This is a genomic window from Campylobacter sp. W0066.1 (assembly GCF_024723635.1).
In the GTDB taxonomy this organism is placed as follows: Bacteria; Campylobacterota; Campylobacteria; order Campylobacterales; family Campylobacteraceae; genus Campylobacter_D; species Campylobacter_D lari_C.
In genome coordinates this window covers 26,956-44,876 of record NZ_JANQCW010000014.1, presented here as the reverse complement: position 1 = coordinate 44,876, position 17,921 = coordinate 26,956, and the positions used below count along the sequence as shown (strand labels likewise).

Genomic DNA, 17,921 nt, shown 5'->3' with positions numbered 1-17,921 from the left:
CAAAAAATGAAATTATGCCAAAAGAATATTCTTTTGTCAAGATATAATATAAAATTTTGAGCATATTTTTTAATATGCTCAAAATTTAGGCTAAATCTAAAGAAACTTTTCCATTTTTAATTTCTGCAACTTTAACTTTAATTTCATTGCCTACTTCTAACTTTTCTTTAATCTTAGAATTATGCAATAAACCATCCACGCCTTCTTTAAGTTCTACAAAAACTCCAAATTCTACAACTTTTTGAACTTTTCCTATAAATTCTTCTCCGATATCAAATTTAGGCATTTCTTTTCTATCGCGTTTTTTATTAGAACCCTTAGAATGGAGTAAATTTAATATATATTCTTTGCTTTGAGAAATTAAATCATGATTAATTCCTGCTATCTTAACTTCGCCTTTATCTCTATCTAAGTCGATATTAACTTCAAATTTTTCGATGATTTCTTTTATAGTTTTACCGCCTTGACCTATAATATCAGGGATTTTGTTTGGATCTACATTAAAGATCTCAATCTTTGGTAAAATAGCCTCATTAACAATGATATTTCTATCAGCTTCTTCCATTAGTTTTAAAATATACTCTCTAGCTTCTTTTGCTTGATACAAAGCTTCTTTTAAAACCTGTTGCTCTATACCACCAAGTTTTATATCCATCTGCAAAGCAGTGATTCCATCATAACTTCCTGCTACTTTAAAATCCATATCTCCATCGTGATCTTCAAGCCCCATGATATCGGTTAAAATAGCATATTTTTCATCTTCAAAAACAAGCCCCATTGCCACACCTGCTACTAGTTTTTCACTTTTTACTCCTGCAGCTCTTAAAGCCAAAGCACCACCACAAACAGTAGCCATAGAACTAGAACCATTACTTTCTAAAATTTCAGATACCAAACGAATAGTATGAGCATAATCTACATCTACGCTAGGATGTAAAGCTCGTTTTGCTAAATTTCCATGCCCTAGCTCTCTTCTACCAGGAGCTTTTATAGGGCTAGCCTCACCTACAGAAAACCCCGGAAAATTATAATTAACCATAAATTTTTCACAAATTGGATTTTTTTCTGTTAGCAAATCTGACATTTGCGCATCATTATCATTTCCTAAAGTTGCAACAACTAAGGCTTGGGTTTGTCCTCTAGTAAAAAGACAAGATCCATGAGCACTTGGTAAAATATTTGTTTCTATATCTATTTTCCTAACATCTTTCAAACCTCTACCATCTGCTCGTTTATTTTCATTAATAATTTGACTTCTAATAAGTTCTCTTTTACATACATGCAAAGCTTTTTCAATATCTTCAAATTTCCATTCATTTTCAATAGCTATTGCTTCGCTTTCAATTTCTTTTGCAATTTGTAAAATTTCGCTTGCCCTTTCACTTTTCGCCATTTGATTAATAGCAATTTTAAGTTTTGTCATATAAGTATTTTTTATATAGTCAATAATTTGAGCATTATCTAGTTCTATTTTAAACTCAAGTTTGGAATTTTTTCTATAAGCAGCAAATGTTTTTTCATATTCATTAGAGCCACGTAAAATTGCATTACCTGCAAAATCTAAAGCTTTTAAAGTATCATCTTCACTTAACTCATTCATACAATGTTTATTGTTTTGCTTATTTGCCAAAGCTCTCATTTCTATCATTAAAAGCTCATCTTTAACACCTGCTACATAAAGATCTAGGGTACTATTTTTTAGCTCACTGTTACTTGGATTTAAAACAAATTCATTATTTATACGACCTATTCTTACACCACAAACTGGCGCTTTAATAGGAATATCACTTAAATATAAAGCAACACTTGCAGCATTTAAGCTCATTACTTGTAAATCTACTTCAGGATCGGCAGAAAGAACCATAACTACAATTTGGGTTGGATAAGCATAGCCTTTTGGAAAAAGAGGTCTTAAACTTCTATCTATAATCCTTGCACTTAAAGTTTCATTATCACCTGGTTTAGTTTCTCTTTTTACATAGCCACCTGGAATTTTACCTGCTGCATAAGCTTTTTCTATATATTGCACCGTAAGAGGTAAAAAATCCTCTTCTACCATTTTTTCTTCTCTTGCTACAGTTGCTAAGACTACTGCATTTTTTTCTTGCATTAAAACTGCACCTGCTGCTTGTTTTGCCACTTTATCGGTATCAAATATTTCAAGATGATTATTGATATTTATTTCATGTCGCATGATTTTTCCTTTAAATTTTTATCATAGACAAAACCAAATAAGCTTTTTAAATTTTAAAAATTAAAACTTAAAAAGCCTGTTTTTATTTTGCCTATAAATTTATATCTAAACAACAAATTGTTTAGATATAAATTTACTTTTTTAAAGGAAGATAATACTTACTTTCTTCTAAAATATCTAAAATTTCATAGGCTTGCAAAATCGTTTTATTTTTAAAATAGAACTCAATATTCACAAAATGATCAATCTTTTGCACACAATAAACCTCATCTACAAAAACACTAATATAATCATACACATCACTTGGCATTAAGGCAGTGGCATAAATAATACTATTTACTTCTTCCTTTAGCAAACTTTTAATACATGAAGAAGCAGTAATTCCACTTTCACAGCCCTCATGTAACATTAAAATATTTTTTCCTTTTAAGTCTTTTAAAAGATTTCCTTTTCTGTAACGATATACATTTTTTAAAATTTTTTCTTCATAAGTCCTGTTTGCCTCACCATAAATATAATCTAAGCTTATATCAAAAGCTTTAACTAAAGCCTCATTATAAACAAGCTCCTTTGTCTCACTAATCATAGCTATTTGACACTCATCATTATTAGGAGCTTTAATTTGTTCTGTAAATAAAAAATCATACGGAATTTCTAATTTTTGTGCTAGCGCATCAACAAAAATTATAGATTTTAAAGAAGGTGTAATAATAATATAATCTTTTAATTTATTTAGTGGTAATATATCATACAATCTAGCAAGCGCATCTTTTTCATCTTCAAAAAGCATTATATAGACCTTTCATTTTCTTCCAAAGAAAAATCATAAGAAACTCCGCCCAACGGATAAAAATTAAACATAAAATATACACCGCTTTGATCTTTAGCGCTAATCCCTCCACTAGTAAGCTTAGGTAAAATATCCTTACGATACATCAAAGAATAATTCCAACATTTTCTTTGATAGGTATAACCTACTTCCCATTTTTCAGGATCTTTATTTAAATCAAACCACAAACCACCAAATATTTGATAGTTAGTATTTATATCATACTGAGCTTTAGTTCCTAAAAAATTATATTTTTCATTTTCATAAATTCTATAAGCATGGTTTAGACTAACTTTCCACTCACCATAATCAAACAAAGCCTCACTAAATACTTTATCAAAGCGATTATCCACCCCTGAATACTCTGCTTCATTTCTCAAGCTTATATAATCATTATAAAAATATTCTATAACATTATCAAAACCGCCAAAACTACCTTCCTTGGTGAAATATTTAGCCTTTAAACTATGGTATAGCTTTTTTTTACCTAAAGTATTGTAAAAATACTGATACATTGAAAAATTAAACTGCTCAGGATCATTTTTTAATTCTATAAAATCTTCAGTAATTTTACCTGATTTGGCTCCAGGTATAAAATAATTAGCACCTAAATATAAAGTGTGATAAAAATTTTCATATGGCTTAGAAAGATCTGTATATAAAGAAAAATTATGTGAATTTTGAAACAAATGTTCTTGATTTTTAGCATCTGTATTAGAATAATTAACAAAATTTGCATATACTCTTTCAGTAAAAGTAAAATTTAAAAAATCATCCATAAAACTCGTATGATAGATTAAAGGCAGATCAAAATCTAATGTTTTAGCATAAATACCTGTATGTCTATAATACCTATGAAAAGAAGCGTCTAAACTATATTGTATATAATTATCAAAAAAACCATTTAAATATCTATGATATTGAAAAGATGGATATTCTTGCATGGTATCTTTATTGCTAATTTTAGAAGTATCTATATAATACTTTGCATAAGCACCATAATAATTATCATCATCAGATAAAAAATAATTTATTTTTGAGGTAACTAAAGAAGCTTCAGTTTTTGCACTAGAACTTAAATTCATATAATCCACATCATTTAAATAAGTAGCATCAACCCACAAGCCTTCTTGAAACTCATCGCTCAAAAGACTTTTAAACAAAGCTTCACTTGAATATTTGATTTCTAAACCATAATGTTCTTTGTTTTTTAAATTTTCCTCTCTTTTGTAGCTTGATTTTTCTCCAAAAATACCACCGCTAATTTCACCTTGAGAATAAGGACTGCCAATAAATCTTAAGGTTGAGTATAATCCATAACCTCTTTTTGTTCTAATTTGAGGCTCAAATTGAATATCTGCATTATCATCAATAACATAATAAATTGGTTGGTTGTAATACAGCCCCTCACTTTGCTTTAAAACCACCTGAGGGATTAACAAACCACTTTTTCTTTTAGTATCTACACTAAAACCAAAATAAGGTAAATACATCACAGGGGTATTTTTAACATACAATCTTGCATTATAAAGATGTAAAAAATTACTTTCTTTATTTAATTTTCCTTCATCAAAACGAATTTCCCAATCAGGATTTTCTACATTACAACTAGAAACAACTGACTTTTTAGTTATAACAAATTTATCATTTAAATCAGCTTGATGACATTGCAACCAAACCTCTAAATCGTTATTTGAAAAAAATAAATTTTTAAAAGCTGTTGTGTTATCTTTAAGATTAATTTTAGTATAAGTAGAATTAGTTCTTTCTTTTTGCCCTCGTAAGATATTTACATCACCAAATAATTCTAAATCTTTAGTTGTTTCATTAAATTTAGCCTCACTTGCGGTGATTAAATACAAATCAGAAACTACAACTACATTATTTTTTGCTTCTATAATATCATTTTTTTTTACAACATCTAAAGCATAAATATCTACCTTAGAAGCATATAAACTTCCTATACAAGCTAAAGAAAGTAATATTTTACGCAAGATCTATCACCACTGTTTTTGCTGCATAGTCATGCCAAGTTTTTAAAACAATATTACTCAAAGCCCAAGCAAAACCTAAACCATACAACATATCGCTAATTTGTCTTACACCTGCCCTTAAAGCACTTTGGGTAAAATTTGGCTTATCTAGTAATTCTTGGTCAATCACCATAATTTTCAAAAGCATTTTCCCTAAAGTTGCACCGTATAAATAAGTAAATAAACTATGATACGCAAACTGTAAAATCAAAATTCCACCAGCAAAGCGCATTAAAAGATTATGAATTTCATCATAAGTTTGCATAGAATTAATTTTATCAAGCAAAATAATACTTACAATAGCTAAAATTACAAAACTATCAATAATATAAGCTAAAAATCTTTTTTTAAAACTTGCTATTTTTAGCTCTTCTTTTTCTAGTTTATCAAATAATTCTTGATTTGCACTCATTTAAGAACCTGAAAAGCAATATCTTTTCTATATTGTTTTCCTTTAAAATGAACATTTTCACAAAGCATATAAGCATTTTTTTGAGCTTCCTCAATGCTTTTTCCAGTTCCCACACAAACTAATACACGACCACCACTAGCATACAATTTATCATCTTCCAAACTTACACCAGCATAAGAAATATGAGAATTTTGCGGGACATTATCTATCTCAATCAAGGCTTTTGGTGAGTCCTTGTAAGGATAATTTTTACTTGCGCAAACCACACCCACAGCAAATTCATTTTTAATTTTTATATGAGTATTAGCAAGATTTTTGTTCACACATGCTAAAAATAAATCCAAAGGATTTTCTATCAAAGGCATCAAAACCTCACACTCAGGATCGCCAAAACGCACATTATACTCTAAAACATAAGGTTTATTATTTACAACCATTAAACCTATAAACAACACTCCAACAAATTCAACACCTTCTTCTTTCATACCTTTAAGAGTTGGTGCCACTATATCTTTTTTCACCTGCTCTAACAAATTCTCACTTGCTAAAGCACTTGGGGCATAAGCTCCCATGCCACCTGTATTAGGTCCTTTATCATTATCTAATAATCTTTTATGATCTTGTGCAGCAGGCAATAATATAAAATCATTTCCATCACAAACTGCAAATACACTTAACTCAAAGCCATCAAGATATTCTTCAATCACAACAATCTTTCCAGCCTCCCCAAAGCTTTCTCCACTTAGCATATTTTTAGTAGCTTCTAAAGCTTCCTCATGACTTTGCGCGATAATCACCCCTTTACCCGCACATAAGCCATCTGCTTTTACCACTATAGGAGGTGTTAAGGATGTAATAAATTTCTTAGCTTTTTCATAATCTGTTGTATTTAAAAATTTAGCTGTTTTAATTTTATATTTTTTTAAAAAACTCTTCATATAAGATTTTGAAGCCTCTAGCATAGCAGCAGCTTTAGTAGGCCCAAAAATAGCAATATTGTTTTCTTTAAAAAGATCTACTATACCCTCTGCTAAAAAATTTTCGCTCCCAACTATACAAAGATCAATTTCAGATGCTTTTGCATAAGCTGTAATCACCTTAGGATCTTTCATATTAAGATTAGTTCCTATTTTAGCAGTAGCACCATTTCCTGGAGCAAAATAAAATTCTAAATTATCATTTGTTTTTTGAAGAGCCAAAGCGATAGAATACTCTCTTGCACCGCTTCCTAATATTAAAATTTTCATTATTTTCCTTAAAAGTGTTGCAAAAACCCAAATGGCCGGAGTATAAGTGTCTGACCCTCAAAAAGTCAAAGTATGCCATTAGGTGATTTTTAAAGGCTGCAGCTTCTCGCTTTTCTCAAAACTCAAACGAAGTCACAGAACACGGTAAATCACACATCACAGCTTATAATTAATGTGTTGGATCCTCTTTAATACCATATCGAACCATTTAGGCAATATAATTATAACTAAGAAAACTTAAAAATAGGGTTTAAAAAGGATTTTTATAAAATTTTAAATTTAGTTTTAGAATCTTTTTTTAAGAAATATTTCCCTTCTAAGATAACATCAGCAACAGGCGCCCATATAGTCTTTTCATCTACATAAACTATATCAAATTCAGTATTTTTCATTAATCCTTGATAATTTACTTTTTTAGGTGCATGCTTAACTACATAATAAGGATTCATTGCAAAAATTTGAATCTTCATGCTAACATACAAATCAGGATTAGAAGTAACTACTAAAAAACTCTTTTCACATTCTTTTCGAACCTTTTTAACATAGGAAAGTAATAATTGATCATTTGGGTTTAATGCATGTTTATTTAGTCTATTTAAATAAAGCTCAGCAAAAGAAAGCGTGCAAAAAGAAATTTCACTTGCTGTTTTAAAATAAGAGTTTTTAATACTTGTTGATTTTAAAGATTTTTTCCAAATTTCTATATCTAGTTTTGTAGCACAAATATTCAAGCCTTGCTTAATTTTTTCAAAAAGTTTTTCTCTTGCCATATTAAAACTATTACTAAAAATAGTAAGATTTTTTTCATAAAAAGACTTTTTCATTGCTTCTAGTTTTTCTATGCTTTTTGTAAAATAATCTACTTCATTTTTTATTTCAACAAGCTTTTGTTTTTTACTTTGTATCATTTCTTCAAATTCTTGTCGTTTTTTGCCATTTTCAGATTCTAATCTTGCTTGTTTTGATTTTATATCCGTAATTAAAGTACTCATCTGGCGATCTAGTGCTAATTTTCTATTTTTCCTATTATCAATCGAAGCTAAAAGTGCTTGATAATGACATTGATGAGATAAAAACACCTCATCATACAAACGCTCCATATTGATATGTTTTTGTTTATCTTTCATATCTTTATACGCCATTTCAAGGTGTACTATGATATTTTTCATTGCAGAAAAATCAGCTTGATTGATAGTATTATCCGAAAATAATAAAGTATCTAAAGCCTTATACAAAAAACGCTTCATAGCAAAAAAATCAATAATATATGGCACCTCATCTGTGTTAATGTCTTTTACTGCATTAATTGACAAGGTTTCATTATAAAAATATCTTTGAATAGCTTGTGGGATAGTTAAATTTAATGTGATTTTATCAAGATTATCATAATCAGTTTCTCTATAAAGCTCTTGAACATAGGCATCACGTCTTGTTAGTCTTAAATCTTCTAACTCATCATCACTATCTGTTTTCCAAAAATCTCTTTCTTTAATAAAATCATTATCTGTAAATTCTTGAAATTTAGAAGGACGTAAATCAGTAATATGCTTTCCATCGGATCTAAATTCAACAAACATACCAACTGTTGGCATACTTCTTTTATCATGCCATGCATGTTTATTAAATTCAAAAAATGTTTTTGCTAGATTGATTACTGTTCCTCTTCCAGTAGCATCCACATAAACCATTATTTTTCCGTGCATATCCAAATCCTTGATCTAAAGAAAAATTCAATTCTTATTTTAACTTTGTTTTCATAAATTTACAATTATATTTTAAAATTTCACAAAATAAACATCTTTAGGTATTTTATTTATGTTTTTATATCAATATTTTAAAAACCCAAAACAAACAGGTGCATTTTGTGCAAGCTCTAAAAAATTAAGCAAACTTATAACTTCTCATGTCCAACATGCAAAAAATATCGTTGAAATAGGGCCTGGTACAGGGAGTTTTACAAAGTATATTCTCAAACAAAAAAGTCATAATGCAAGATTTTTTGCCGTTGAAATCAACCCTCACATGGCAAAAAAATTAAAGCAAAATATAAAAAATATAGATATAGAAGTTAATTCAGCAGAATTTTTACCAAATATGCTAGAAAAAAGAGCGATCAATAGTGTTGATTTGATCATCTCAGGAATTCCTTGGGCTTTATTAAATTCCAAAGAGCAAGATTTATTATTAAAATCTATTCATGATGCTTTAGAGGAAAACGGTTGTTTTGCAACATTTGCTTATATACTCCCAACACCAAAAGGAAGGGCTTTTAAGAAAAAACTTTTTGCTACTTTTAGCAAGGTAGAAATTTCACCTATCATTTGGCAAAATCTCCCCCCTGCTTTTGTATATTTTTGTACTAAATAATCATTCCCATTCAATCGTTGCTGGTGGCTTACTAGAAATATCATACACCACGCGATTGATTCCTTCTACTTCATTAATAATACGGCGTGAAATATTTTCTAATAATTCATAAGGTAAATGAGAAAAAGTTGCAGTCATACCATCGCTTGCATTAACAACACGCACGCAAACTGCGTTATCATAGGTTCTATTATCTCCCATTACACCAACACTTTGCACGTTTAAAAGCACACAAAAAGCTTGCCATGTCTTATCATACCAGCCACTGCTTTTTAATTCTTCAATCAAAATAACATCTGCTTTTCTTAAAAGCTCCAAACTAGGCTCATTCACCTCGCCCATTATACGTATAGCAAGACCTGGTCCTGGGAAAGGATGACGATAAACTACATCTTTACTTAAACCAAGCTCCATTCCTAAAGCTCTTACCTCATCTTTAAAAATTTCCTTTAAAGGCTCGATAAGTTTTAAATTCATCTTTTCAGGCAAGCCGCCCACATTATGATGAGATTTTATAGTCTTACTAGCTCCTACAACCGAACTTTCGATAATATCTGTATACAAAGTCCCTTGTGCTAGATATTTTACATCTTTATGTTTTTTAGCTTCTTCTTCAAAAACCTCTATGAAAGTATTTCCTATGATTTTTCTCTTTTGTTCAGGATCTCTTACCTCCGCTAAACGACTTAAGAAAATCTCTCTAGCATCAATACTGATTAAATCAATGCCCAAGGTGTGTCTAAACATATACTCAACTTGTTCTTTTTCACCACTTCTTAAAAGACCATTATCAACAAAAACAACCACCACTTGATCTTTTATCGCACTTGCTAGCAATGCAGCCACCACGCTACTATCAACCCCACCGCTTACTGCACAAAGTACTTTATCATTTCCTACTTCTTCTTTAATTTTTTGTGCTTGAGTTTTTGCAAAAGATCCCATATTCCATACACTATCACAATTACATGCGTATTTTGCGAAATTTTTCAAGATGCTTTTTCCAAATTCACTATGTTGAACTTCAGGGTGAAATTGTAAAGCAAAAAATTTACGCTTCTCATCTCCAAATACACAAAAAGGACTATTTTCGCTAGTTGCTAAAACCTCAAAACCTTGTGGTAAATTCTCAACCTTATCAGAATGGCTCATCCATACTGTTTGCTTTTTAGGTAGATTTTTAAACAAGTCACTATCATTTTGAATATCTATAGTTGCTTTACCATATTCTTTATGACCTGCTGGGGCAACATTTGCTCCAAAATGATGTGCCATAAGTTGCATACCATAGCATATTCCTAAAACTGGTATATTTAAATCAAAAACACCCTTATCACAAAAATAAGCATCATTTGCATATACACTAGCTGGCCCACCACTTAAAATAATACCTTTAGGCTCTTTAGCTTTAATCTCATCCAAGCTCACATTAAAAGGTAAAATTTCTGCATACACACCTTGCTCTCTTAATCTTCTAGCAATGAGTTGCGTATATTGTGAACCAAAGTCCAAAACTAAAATATCTGCTTTTTTCATCTAACTCCTTTATAAATTTAACAATTGAAATTGTACATACCAAACTATAATAGATATTATATAACCAACCAAAATCGTCCATGCATATTTTAAATGAGCGTTAAAAGTATAAATTCCTTTCATTTTACCCATTACTCCCACTCCAGCAGCTGAACCAAAACTAATCAAAGATCCCCCTATTCCCGCTGTAAGAGTTACCAAAAGCCATTGAGTATCATCCATACTTGGGTTTGCTTTTAATACCGCACTCATAACCGGAACATTATCTACAATAGCAGATAAAAATCCTACTCCTATATTAATACTAGTAGCTCCAAATTTTGCATAAAGATCAGAAGCATATGCAAGCCAACCAACAAAATGCAAGGCGCCCACAGCAGATAAAATACCAAAGAAAAATAATAAAGTATCCATTTCAATACGCGTCATATAATGAAAAATATTTAAATCTTTTTTACCTTGTTTTCTATTGAAAAAATACATATATAAACTAAGCAATGAAAGACCAAAAATCATACCCCACATTGCAGGTAAATCGCAAATACTATGAATAAATACTGCTAAAGCTATAGTTAAAAAACCAAGTACAATAAAAACTTTACCACCTGGTTTAATTCCTACTTTTTCTAAATTATCTTTGTGAAAATTTGGCTTAATATCAGGCACATAACGCGATAATAAATAAGCAGTAAGTAACCAACCAATAAAAGAAGCAGGAAAAAGAGCAAAAAATTCAAAAAACGTGGCTTTTTTTGCTGTCCAAACCATCAAAGTAGTAATATCACCAAAAGGCGACCAAGCTCCACCAGCATTAGCTGCAACGACAATATTTATAGCACCTGGGATTAAAAATTCTTTATTATGTTTATCTATGGTTAAAAGCACAGTAGATAAAATCAAAGCGGTTGTAAGATTGTCTGCAATTGGAGAAATAAAAAAAGCTAAAATACCTGTGAGCCAAAATAACTTTCTATAGGTATAACCCTTGCTTACAAGTTTGTATTTTAAAGTTTCAAAAACTGATCTTTCTATCAATGCTTCTATAAAAGTCATAGCAGCTATTAAGAAAAAAACAATTTGTGCAATTTCTAAAATAAGATGATTAACACTTTCTTCAAGTATTTGCGTATCTAAATCATTCATTACCATATATATACCTATGATAACAAAAGATAAAGTACCTATAAACAAAGCAGGCTTTGTTTTGTTAATATGATATTTTTCTTCTGCTGCGATGAAATAATAACCTAATATAAAAATTATTAAAACACCTATACCCAAAGCACTAAAAGCCAAATTTAACTCATGAGTTTGACCTGCCAATAAAAAGCTAATACTAAAACAAAGCAAAAAAAGTATTCTACTCATATTTCACTCTCCAAAGATTGGAATTTTTTTATTTCCTTTACGCTGCCATTATTATCTTTCATTTCATAAAATGGAGCGGCTTTATAACCACATGCACTTAAAAATATTAATAAAAAAAATGTTACAATAATTAAATGGAAGTTAAAAATGATATTAAAACAAGTCGTGATATTATTAATATATTTGTTAATTCTGAAAAATATAAACATTATAGACCTTTAAAAGCGCTTTTGCAATATAAAGAGTTTTTAAATTTGTTTAATCATAATCATCAACAAATGATTACTAAACTCTTTATAAAAAATAATACTTTGATTATTTTAGTTAAACACCACATTGCGTATATGGAGCTTAATCACGATAATACCAAAAAAATGATTAAAAGTCTCATAAAAAACTATACTTTAGCTAAACCAATGAGTAATTTTGCAAAGGTAGAAAATATAAAAATACTTAGCGATAAAAACTTTATATCTAAAAATAGTATTTTTGCTGATCGTAAAAAAACTCATCTAGAGCTTTCTAATGGAAATTTTAAAAACCATTTTGAAAATCCTATTTTATATAATAAATTTGAAGAACTACGAAAGCTTATAAAAAATGCTTGAAAATGAACTTAAAACCTTACCTAATTTACCAGGTGTGTATCAGTATTTTGATATTCAAGGTAAGCTTTTATATGTAGGTAAGGCCAAGAATTTAAAAAACCGCGTTAGAAGTTATTTTAACTTCACTCCAAAACTTAGCCCTAATCCTAACAATAGCTTAAGAATTCAAAAAATGATTAGCCAAACACATCATTTAGAATTTATCACCACAAAAAGTGAGGCCGATGCTTTAATACTAGAAAATTCTTTTATAAAGCAACTTCATCCAAAATATAATATATTATTAAGAGATGATAAAACCTACCCTTATATTTATATAGATTTAAATGAAGATTTTCCTAGATTTGAAATTACAAGAAAAATTATCAAAAAAAATAAAATAAAATATTTTGGTCCATTTTTTAAAGGAGCAAAAGAGCTTTTAAATGCTTTGTATTTATCGTTTGAACTAAGACAAAAAAAATCTTGTAAAGAACTTTGTCTTTTTTATCAAATCAAGCGTTGTAAAGGTCCATGTGAGCAAAAAATTTCCAAACAAGATTATGAAAAAATTGTCCAAAAGGCTACCCAAGCCCTTTTAAACCCCTTATCTTTAACAAAAAATTTAGAAAATAAAATGCTTGAATATGCAAAAAATGAAAACTACGAAGAAGCAGCTATTATAAGGGATCAAATCAAAACAATAGAAGATTTAAGCGTAAAAATACAAATAGACCTTGCAAAATTAGAAGATTTTGATGTTTTTGCCATATACCATGAAGTAAATATACTCTCTATGGTGCGTTTTGTTATAAATAATGGTAGAATAATTAGCTCAAACCATAAAGTGCTAACCCTAAATCATCAAGATGAATTTGACCTAAATGCAGTATATAAACAATACATATTAGAAAATTACACCCAAGATAGCCCAATAAATTCAACCCGAATTTATACGCATGAAGAATTTGAAGATATGAACCTTTTGCAAAATTTACTTAGTGAGAGATTTTCTAGAAAATTTCACCTTAAGACTCCAAAACTTGGTGAAAAAAAAGCTTTGTGCGAACTTGCATTAGAAAATGCAAAAATAAACATACAAAAACACTTAAAAAGTGATGATTATTTATTTTTGAAAGAATTAAAAGAATTTTTTAACCTACAAAATTATCCTAATTGTATAGAAATTTTTGACAATTCCCATATGCAAGGTGAAGCGAATGTCGGTGCTTTGGTAGCCTATAAAGATGGAAAATTTGATAAAAGTTCTTATAGACACTACCATTTATCCTATAAAAATGATTATGATCAAATGCTTCAAACTCTTAGTAAAAGAGCTATGTCATTTGATAAAAATCCTCCGCCTGATTTATGGTTAATTGATGGGGGAGATGCTTTATTAAAGCTAGCAAATGATATCATCAAAAGTTCTGGGGCAAATGTAGATATTTTAGCTATTTCTAAAGAAAAAATAGACGCAAAAGCTTATAGAGCAAAAGGAAGCGCAAAAGATAAAATTTATACCCAAGAAGGTAAAATTCAACTTTCAACTGATGATAAAAAATTACAATTTTTGCAAAAATTACGTGATGAAGCACATCGCTTTGCAATTAGTTTTCATCAAAAAACAAAAAGAAAACAAGATTTGCAAAGTTCTAGGTTAATACAACTTGGAATTTCCCAAGGATATATTAAAAAATTTTTAGATTATTATGGTAGTTTTGATGAGATTAGCAAAGCTAGTTTTGATGAATTAAAATCACTTTCCAATGCAAAGATAGCTAAATTAATCAAGGAAAATTTATGATATTATTTATTAGTCTTTTGACTTTAATTTTATATTTTTTAAATTATTATTTTTTATACCCTATCGATCAAAAACTATTCTTCATTTATACTTTTATAAGTATTTTGATTTTTATCATTGCATGTGTTTATATAATCTTAAAAAATCAAAAAATCAAAAAAAATAAAATTTTAACTCAAGAAATTGAAAAATATTTTTCCTTACCAAAATCAAACTCTTTAGAAGAATTAAAAGAAAATTTAAAACTATCGTTTGATTTAATCAACAAGCAACTACAAGATCAAAAACTACAAAATCAACTTACACAAAAAGATTTTCAATGTCTTATTCAAGGTTTAAATTACCTACAAACAGATAGTTTATGCACACTAAAACCAATTTTACAACAATATCACCACAATAAAATTCCCATAAATGATTGTTTTGAAAATATACATGTAGGTATCATAAACGACAATGTTATTGAAAATTTTCTTTTACAATGTATATTATCAAATATAGGAATTAGCAGTGAAATTGCAAAGGATTATAAAGAAAAGAAATTTAGCCTTATTATCTCGAAAGAAAAAGTTGATGATATTTTAAATTTTACTTTTACTAAAATTTGCGCTGAAGATATTATTAATTTTTTAAATGCCAATTTCACACAAGAAACTTACAAAAAAAGAAATTCCTATAATGTTTTGATTTTTAAATCTACTAGTTTTGAAAACGATCTTATTTTAAATATAACCAATCAATTTTGCCAAAACAACCAAGCTGTAAATAATTTAAGTGATTTTAAAAAAACTTTACAATTAAATTTCAAATTGATTTTAATAGATTATGAAGTTATAAAATTTGATCTTGCATGTATTAGTCAAATTTTGCAAGAATATAAAATAAAAAATCCACAAAATACCATTTTACTTTTTTCCAAAGATAGGGTTAAAAACTGTGATTTTACCAATATAATCTTAAATGATATTAACAAAAATGAATGGTTGGCATTATTAAAAAAATATATTAATCAAGCTTAGTTCTATGATTTATAGCTTTATGTAAAGATATAAAATCAACATTTTCCAAACTCACACCACTTGGGATACCTTGAGCTATTTGCGAAAAACTTAAATTTAAATCTTTTAATTTTTCCTCAATAAAAAAAACAATAGCATCAGAATTTAAGCCTTGCGTGAAAGCAAAAAATATTTCTGTAGTTTTATTATACTCAATCATACTTCTTAATTTTGCAATATTTTCCTCGCTTGTGTCATCAAGTACAAAATAAAGCCCATCATAACTTCTGCTATCTTCTAAAACCAAGACATCTTTAGAATCTTGAACTATACAGATAATATTACGATTTCTTTCTATATTAGAACAAACTTCACATAATTCATTTTCACTTAAAGCGCCACATTGTGTGCATTTTTTTATCATTCTTATGGATTCTTCAATATGATAAGCAAGTTTAGAACCTAACAAAGGATCTTTTATACAAACATGATATGCAAGTCTTAAAGCAGATTTCTTTCCTATGGTAGGCAATGCAGAAAAAGCAGCTACTAACTCATTAAATTTTTCTAAGCCCTTCAAAATTATTTCAACCTTGAAAAAACAATTTTAAAAGTATGATAACCATCTTCATAACTATAGGTTAGATTATAACCATGAAGATTGCAAATATTATTAATAATATAAAGTCCTAACCCCATTCCTTCTACTTGGGTATTATGCTCTCTTACAAAAGGTTTTAAGTAATAATCAAAAGTTTTTTTAAGTTGAATTCCCTTGTTTCTAACAATAATATAATCTCCAGAACATATAATCTCGCAAGCTTTATCAACTGAGTATTTAATAGCATTATCAATTAAATTTTTAAGCATTAAAGAAAAGAGTTCTAGATCAGCAACTATCATAGTATCCTCTTTATAAGTAATCTTTACTTTTTGATAAAAATCATCTCTCATTAAATAATCTTCAGCCTGCTCTAAAATCAAACTCAAATGATAAGTTTGCAAATTAAGCTGACAATTTCTTGATAAAACTTTTTCAATTTTTCCAAATTCATCTATTAACAATTCAAGTCTTTCAAAAATCGCTACCAAACGATCTTTTTGCTTTTGATTATCTAGCATTTCACAAACTATTCTACCTTTTCCAATAGGTGTTTTAAGCTCGTGCATAATCATTCTTAAGAAAAACTGTCTTGATTTTACAAGTTCTTGAATTTTATTAATAGCATGGTCAAATTCAAAAGAAATTTCAGAAATTTCATCATTGATCTGAGAGTATTCAGATAAAGGTTCAATTTTACCTGCGCTAATATTTTTAATTTTCTTTTTTAAAATTTTTAAAGGCATTAAAGATCTTAATACTGAAAAATATAAAAATATAATCAAAATCAAGCTAAAAAAGAAACTCAATAAAAATAAATACTCAAGACGCGCAGAAGCGTTTAACTCATAAAGATGTTTTGTATTAAGTTGCTCTACATAGAAAAAAATTTGGTTATGATAAATAATAGAAGAAAAGTTTCCATACAAGGAATTAACCCTAAGTACTTTTTCACCTTTAGCAACAATATGTTTTATATTACGCTCATTTTCAACTAATTTAAAAGATTTAGAAAGAAGATACTCATGTATTGAAAAACCTTCTTTTCTTTCTAAATTATATATTATTTTTTCTACAATTTCTTTTTGTCTGCTTTGCTCATTAGTTAAATAAGAATCTATCTGAACCTTACCTAAAAGCACAAATAAGGCACAAACAAATAAAAAAGCTGTTGCAAAAAGGACTGTAATCTTAAGATTAATAGTTACTTTCATCCTATTAATTTATATCCTATTCCTCTGACTGAGAAAATGTGTTTTGGTGCTTTTGAACTATCGCCAATCTTAGTTCTAAGTCTACCAATAATTACATCTAAACTCTTAGAATCTTTATCTTTTAAACTCTTACAGTGATATACAAGTTGCTCTCTACTAACTGAAAATCCATGTTGTCTTATCATATAACTTAAAATTTCATACTCAGCAGGTGTTAAAACTAAAACTTCATCATTGTAACTAATCTCATGTCTTTTTTCATCAATTTTAAATGCTGAATTGATAATTTTCTCAGGAGTTTCATTTACGCGTTTTGAACGACGAATCAAACTCATAATTCTTGCATGCATTTCTTTTGGATCGTAAGGTTTTGGTAGATAATCATCCGCACCTATTTGAAGTCCTACAATTTTATCACTCAAATCACTTCTAGCTGAAGAAATAATAATAGGAATACTATATTTTTCCCTTATTTCACGACAAACTTCAAGACCATCAAGTCCAGGTAAAGTTAAATCAAGAATTAAACAATCATAGTTTTTTATACCAGCACTCATTCCTAAATACGGATCTTCATAATTAGTAACTTTTATATTAAACTGGGCCAAATATTCTGCCAAAAACTCTGCAAAATCTGGATCATCTTCGATCATTAAAACATTAATCATCTCTACCCCTTTAGTGAAAATATGTTACAAACTTAATATTATAACACATAATTTAACTAT

The 17,921-nt window shown here is 28.7% G+C and carries 15 protein-coding genes; 4 read left to right on the top strand and 11 right to left on the bottom strand.

What is annotated here, in order from left to right; translation table 11 throughout:
- Positions 1-85: 85 nt before the first annotated feature.
- The 6 genes from CAMP18497_RS06300 to CAMP18497_RS06275 form a co-directional block, all read right to left on the bottom strand.
- Positions 86-2,194 (bottom strand): polyribonucleotide nucleotidyltransferase, encoded by a 2,109-nt coding sequence (locus CAMP18497_RS06300; protein WP_337213232.1) that lies wholly within the window; start codon positions 2,192-2,194, stop codon positions 86-88.
- 133 nt (positions 2,195-2,327) lie between these two features.
- Positions 2,328-2,984, bottom strand: a complete 657-nt coding sequence (locus CAMP18497_RS06295; protein WP_263675368.1) for a phosphoribosyltransferase family protein — start codon at positions 2,982-2,984, stop codon at positions 2,328-2,330.
- On the bottom strand, positions 2,984-5,020 hold the full coding sequence (locus CAMP18497_RS06290) for an LPS-assembly protein LptD (protein ID WP_337213236.1): 2,037 nt from the start codon (positions 5,018-5,020) through the stop codon (positions 2,984-2,986). The genes CAMP18497_RS06295 and CAMP18497_RS06290 overlap by 1 nt, the downstream gene beginning before the upstream one ends.
- On the bottom strand, positions 5,010-5,468 hold the full coding sequence (locus CAMP18497_RS06285; protein ID WP_039617840.1) for an RDD family protein: 459 nt from the start codon (positions 5,466-5,468) through the stop codon (positions 5,010-5,012). Before CAMP18497_RS06285 ends, CAMP18497_RS06290 begins: the two co-directional genes overlap by 11 nt.
- Positions 5,465-6,715, bottom strand: coding sequence for a phosphoribosylamine--glycine ligase (gene purD / locus CAMP18497_RS06280; RefSeq protein WP_337213228.1), 1,251 nt, complete (start codon positions 6,713-6,715; stop codon positions 5,465-5,467). Before purD ends, CAMP18497_RS06285 begins: the two co-directional genes overlap by 4 nt.
- 263 nt (positions 6,716-6,978) lie before the next feature.
- A complete protein-coding gene (locus tag CAMP18497_RS06275) occupies positions 6,979-8,418 on the bottom strand; it encodes a hypothetical protein (protein WP_337213226.1) in 1,440 nt (479 codons plus the stop codon).
- Between the two features lie 112 nt (positions 8,419-8,530).
- Here CAMP18497_RS06275 and CAMP18497_RS06270 point away from each other — a divergent pair, with 112 nt between their 5' ends.
- Positions 8,531-9,082 carry a class I SAM-dependent methyltransferase gene (locus tag CAMP18497_RS06270; protein WP_039617837.1) on the top strand — a complete coding sequence of 184 codons (552 nt, stop codon included), beginning with the start codon at positions 8,531-8,533 and terminating at the stop codon, positions 9,080-9,082.
- Here the strand turns inward: CAMP18497_RS06270 and guaA are convergent, their stop codons facing one another.
- Both guaA and nhaD read right to left on the bottom strand, forming a co-directional pair.
- Entirely contained in the window at positions 9,083-10,618 is a 1,536-nt protein-coding gene (guaA, locus tag CAMP18497_RS06265; RefSeq protein ID WP_337213223.1) for a glutamine-hydrolyzing GMP synthase, read from the bottom strand. It abuts the gene before it with no gap.
- Positions 10,619-10,627: 9 nt separating this feature from the next.
- Entirely contained in the window at positions 10,628-11,986 is a 1,359-nt protein-coding gene (nhaD, locus tag CAMP18497_RS06260; protein WP_337213221.1) for a sodium:proton antiporter NhaD, read from the bottom strand.
- 134 nt (positions 11,987-12,120) lie between these two features.
- On the opposite strand from nhaD, the gene CAMP18497_RS06255 reads away from it, so the two are divergent.
- Genes CAMP18497_RS06255 through CAMP18497_RS06245 form a run of 3 tightly spaced genes read left to right on the top strand, consistent with a single transcriptional unit; the run spans position 12,121 to position 15,399 of the window.
- The gene (locus CAMP18497_RS06255) at positions 12,121-12,594 is read left to right on the top strand and encodes a hypothetical protein (RefSeq protein WP_337213218.1); all 474 of its coding nucleotides are present in this window, start codon (positions 12,121-12,123) and stop codon (positions 12,592-12,594) included.
- Positions 12,587-14,380, top strand: coding sequence for an excinuclease ABC subunit UvrC (uvrC, locus tag CAMP18497_RS06250; RefSeq protein WP_337213216.1), 1,794 nt, complete (start codon positions 12,587-12,589; stop codon positions 14,378-14,380). The genes CAMP18497_RS06255 and uvrC overlap by 8 nt, the downstream gene beginning before the upstream one ends.
- Positions 14,377-15,399: a hypothetical protein gene (locus CAMP18497_RS06245; protein WP_337213214.1), complete on the top strand. Its 1,023-nt coding sequence runs from the start codon at positions 14,377-14,379 to the stop codon at positions 15,397-15,399. The genes uvrC and CAMP18497_RS06245 overlap by 4 nt, the downstream gene beginning before the upstream one ends.
- On the opposite strand, the gene recR is transcribed toward CAMP18497_RS06245, so the two are convergent.
- The 3 genes from recR to CAMP18497_RS06230 are packed head-to-tail and all read right to left on the bottom strand — an operon-like array spanning position 15,386 to position 17,861.
- Positions 15,386-15,961 (bottom strand): recombination mediator RecR, encoded by a 576-nt coding sequence (gene recR, locus CAMP18497_RS06240; protein WP_337213234.1) that lies wholly within the window; start codon positions 15,959-15,961, stop codon positions 15,386-15,388. The two genes, CAMP18497_RS06245 and recR, sit on opposite strands and share 14 nt — an antisense overlap.
- Positions 15,961-17,193, bottom strand: a complete 1,233-nt coding sequence (locus CAMP18497_RS06235; protein WP_337213212.1) for an ArsS family sensor histidine kinase — start codon at positions 17,191-17,193, stop codon at positions 15,961-15,963. Before CAMP18497_RS06235 ends, recR begins: the two co-directional genes overlap by 1 nt.
- Positions 17,190-17,861 (bottom strand): response regulator transcription factor, encoded by a 672-nt coding sequence (locus CAMP18497_RS06230; RefSeq protein WP_039617824.1) that lies wholly within the window; start codon positions 17,859-17,861, stop codon positions 17,190-17,192. The genes CAMP18497_RS06235 and CAMP18497_RS06230 overlap by 4 nt, the downstream gene beginning before the upstream one ends.
- Positions 17,862-17,921: the final 60 nt, after the last annotated feature.

Excerpts from the sequence above, each read along its gene's own strand:
- nhaD (WP_337213221.1), bottom strand. The coding sequence starts at position 11,986 with ATGAGTAGAATACTTTTTTTGCTTTGTTTTAGTATTAGCTTTTTATTG.
- CAMP18497_RS06295 (WP_263675368.1), bottom strand. The coding sequence starts at position 2,984 with ATGCTTTTTGAAGATGAAAAAGATGCGCTTGCTAGATTGTATGATATA.
- CAMP18497_RS06230 (WP_039617824.1), bottom strand. The coding sequence starts at position 17,861 with ATGATTAATGTTTTAATGATCGAAGATGATCCAGATTTTGCAGAGTTT.
- CAMP18497_RS06255 (WP_337213218.1), top strand. The coding sequence starts at position 12,121 with ATGGAAGTTAAAAATGATATTAAAACAAGTCGTGATATTATTAATATA.
- purD (WP_337213228.1), bottom strand. The coding sequence starts at position 6,715 with ATGAAAATTTTAATATTAGGAAGCGGTGCAAGAGAGTATTCTATCGCT.
- CAMP18497_RS06275 (WP_337213226.1), bottom strand. The coding sequence starts at position 8,418 with ATGCACGGAAAAATAATGGTTTATGTGGATGCTACTGGAAGAGGAACA.
- CAMP18497_RS06270 (WP_039617837.1), top strand. The coding sequence starts at position 8,531 with ATGTTTTTATATCAATATTTTAAAAACCCAAAACAAACAGGTGCATTT.
- guaA (WP_337213223.1), bottom strand. The coding sequence starts at position 10,618 with ATGAAAAAAGCAGATATTTTAGTTTTGGACTTTGGTTCACAATATACG.
- CAMP18497_RS06245 (WP_337213214.1), top strand. The coding sequence starts at position 14,377 with ATGATATTATTTATTAGTCTTTTGACTTTAATTTTATATTTTTTAAAT.
- CAMP18497_RS06285 (WP_039617840.1), bottom strand. The coding sequence starts at position 5,468 with ATGAGTGCAAATCAAGAATTATTTGATAAACTAGAAAAAGAAGAGCTA.
- CAMP18497_RS06300 (WP_337213232.1), bottom strand. The coding sequence starts at position 2,194 with ATGCGACATGAAATAAATATCAATAATCATCTTGAAATATTTGATACC.
- uvrC (WP_337213216.1), top strand. The coding sequence starts at position 12,587 with ATGCTTGAAAATGAACTTAAAACCTTACCTAATTTACCAGGTGTGTAT.
- CAMP18497_RS06235 (WP_337213212.1), bottom strand. The coding sequence starts at position 17,193 with ATGAAAGTAACTATTAATCTTAAGATTACAGTCCTTTTTGCAACAGCT.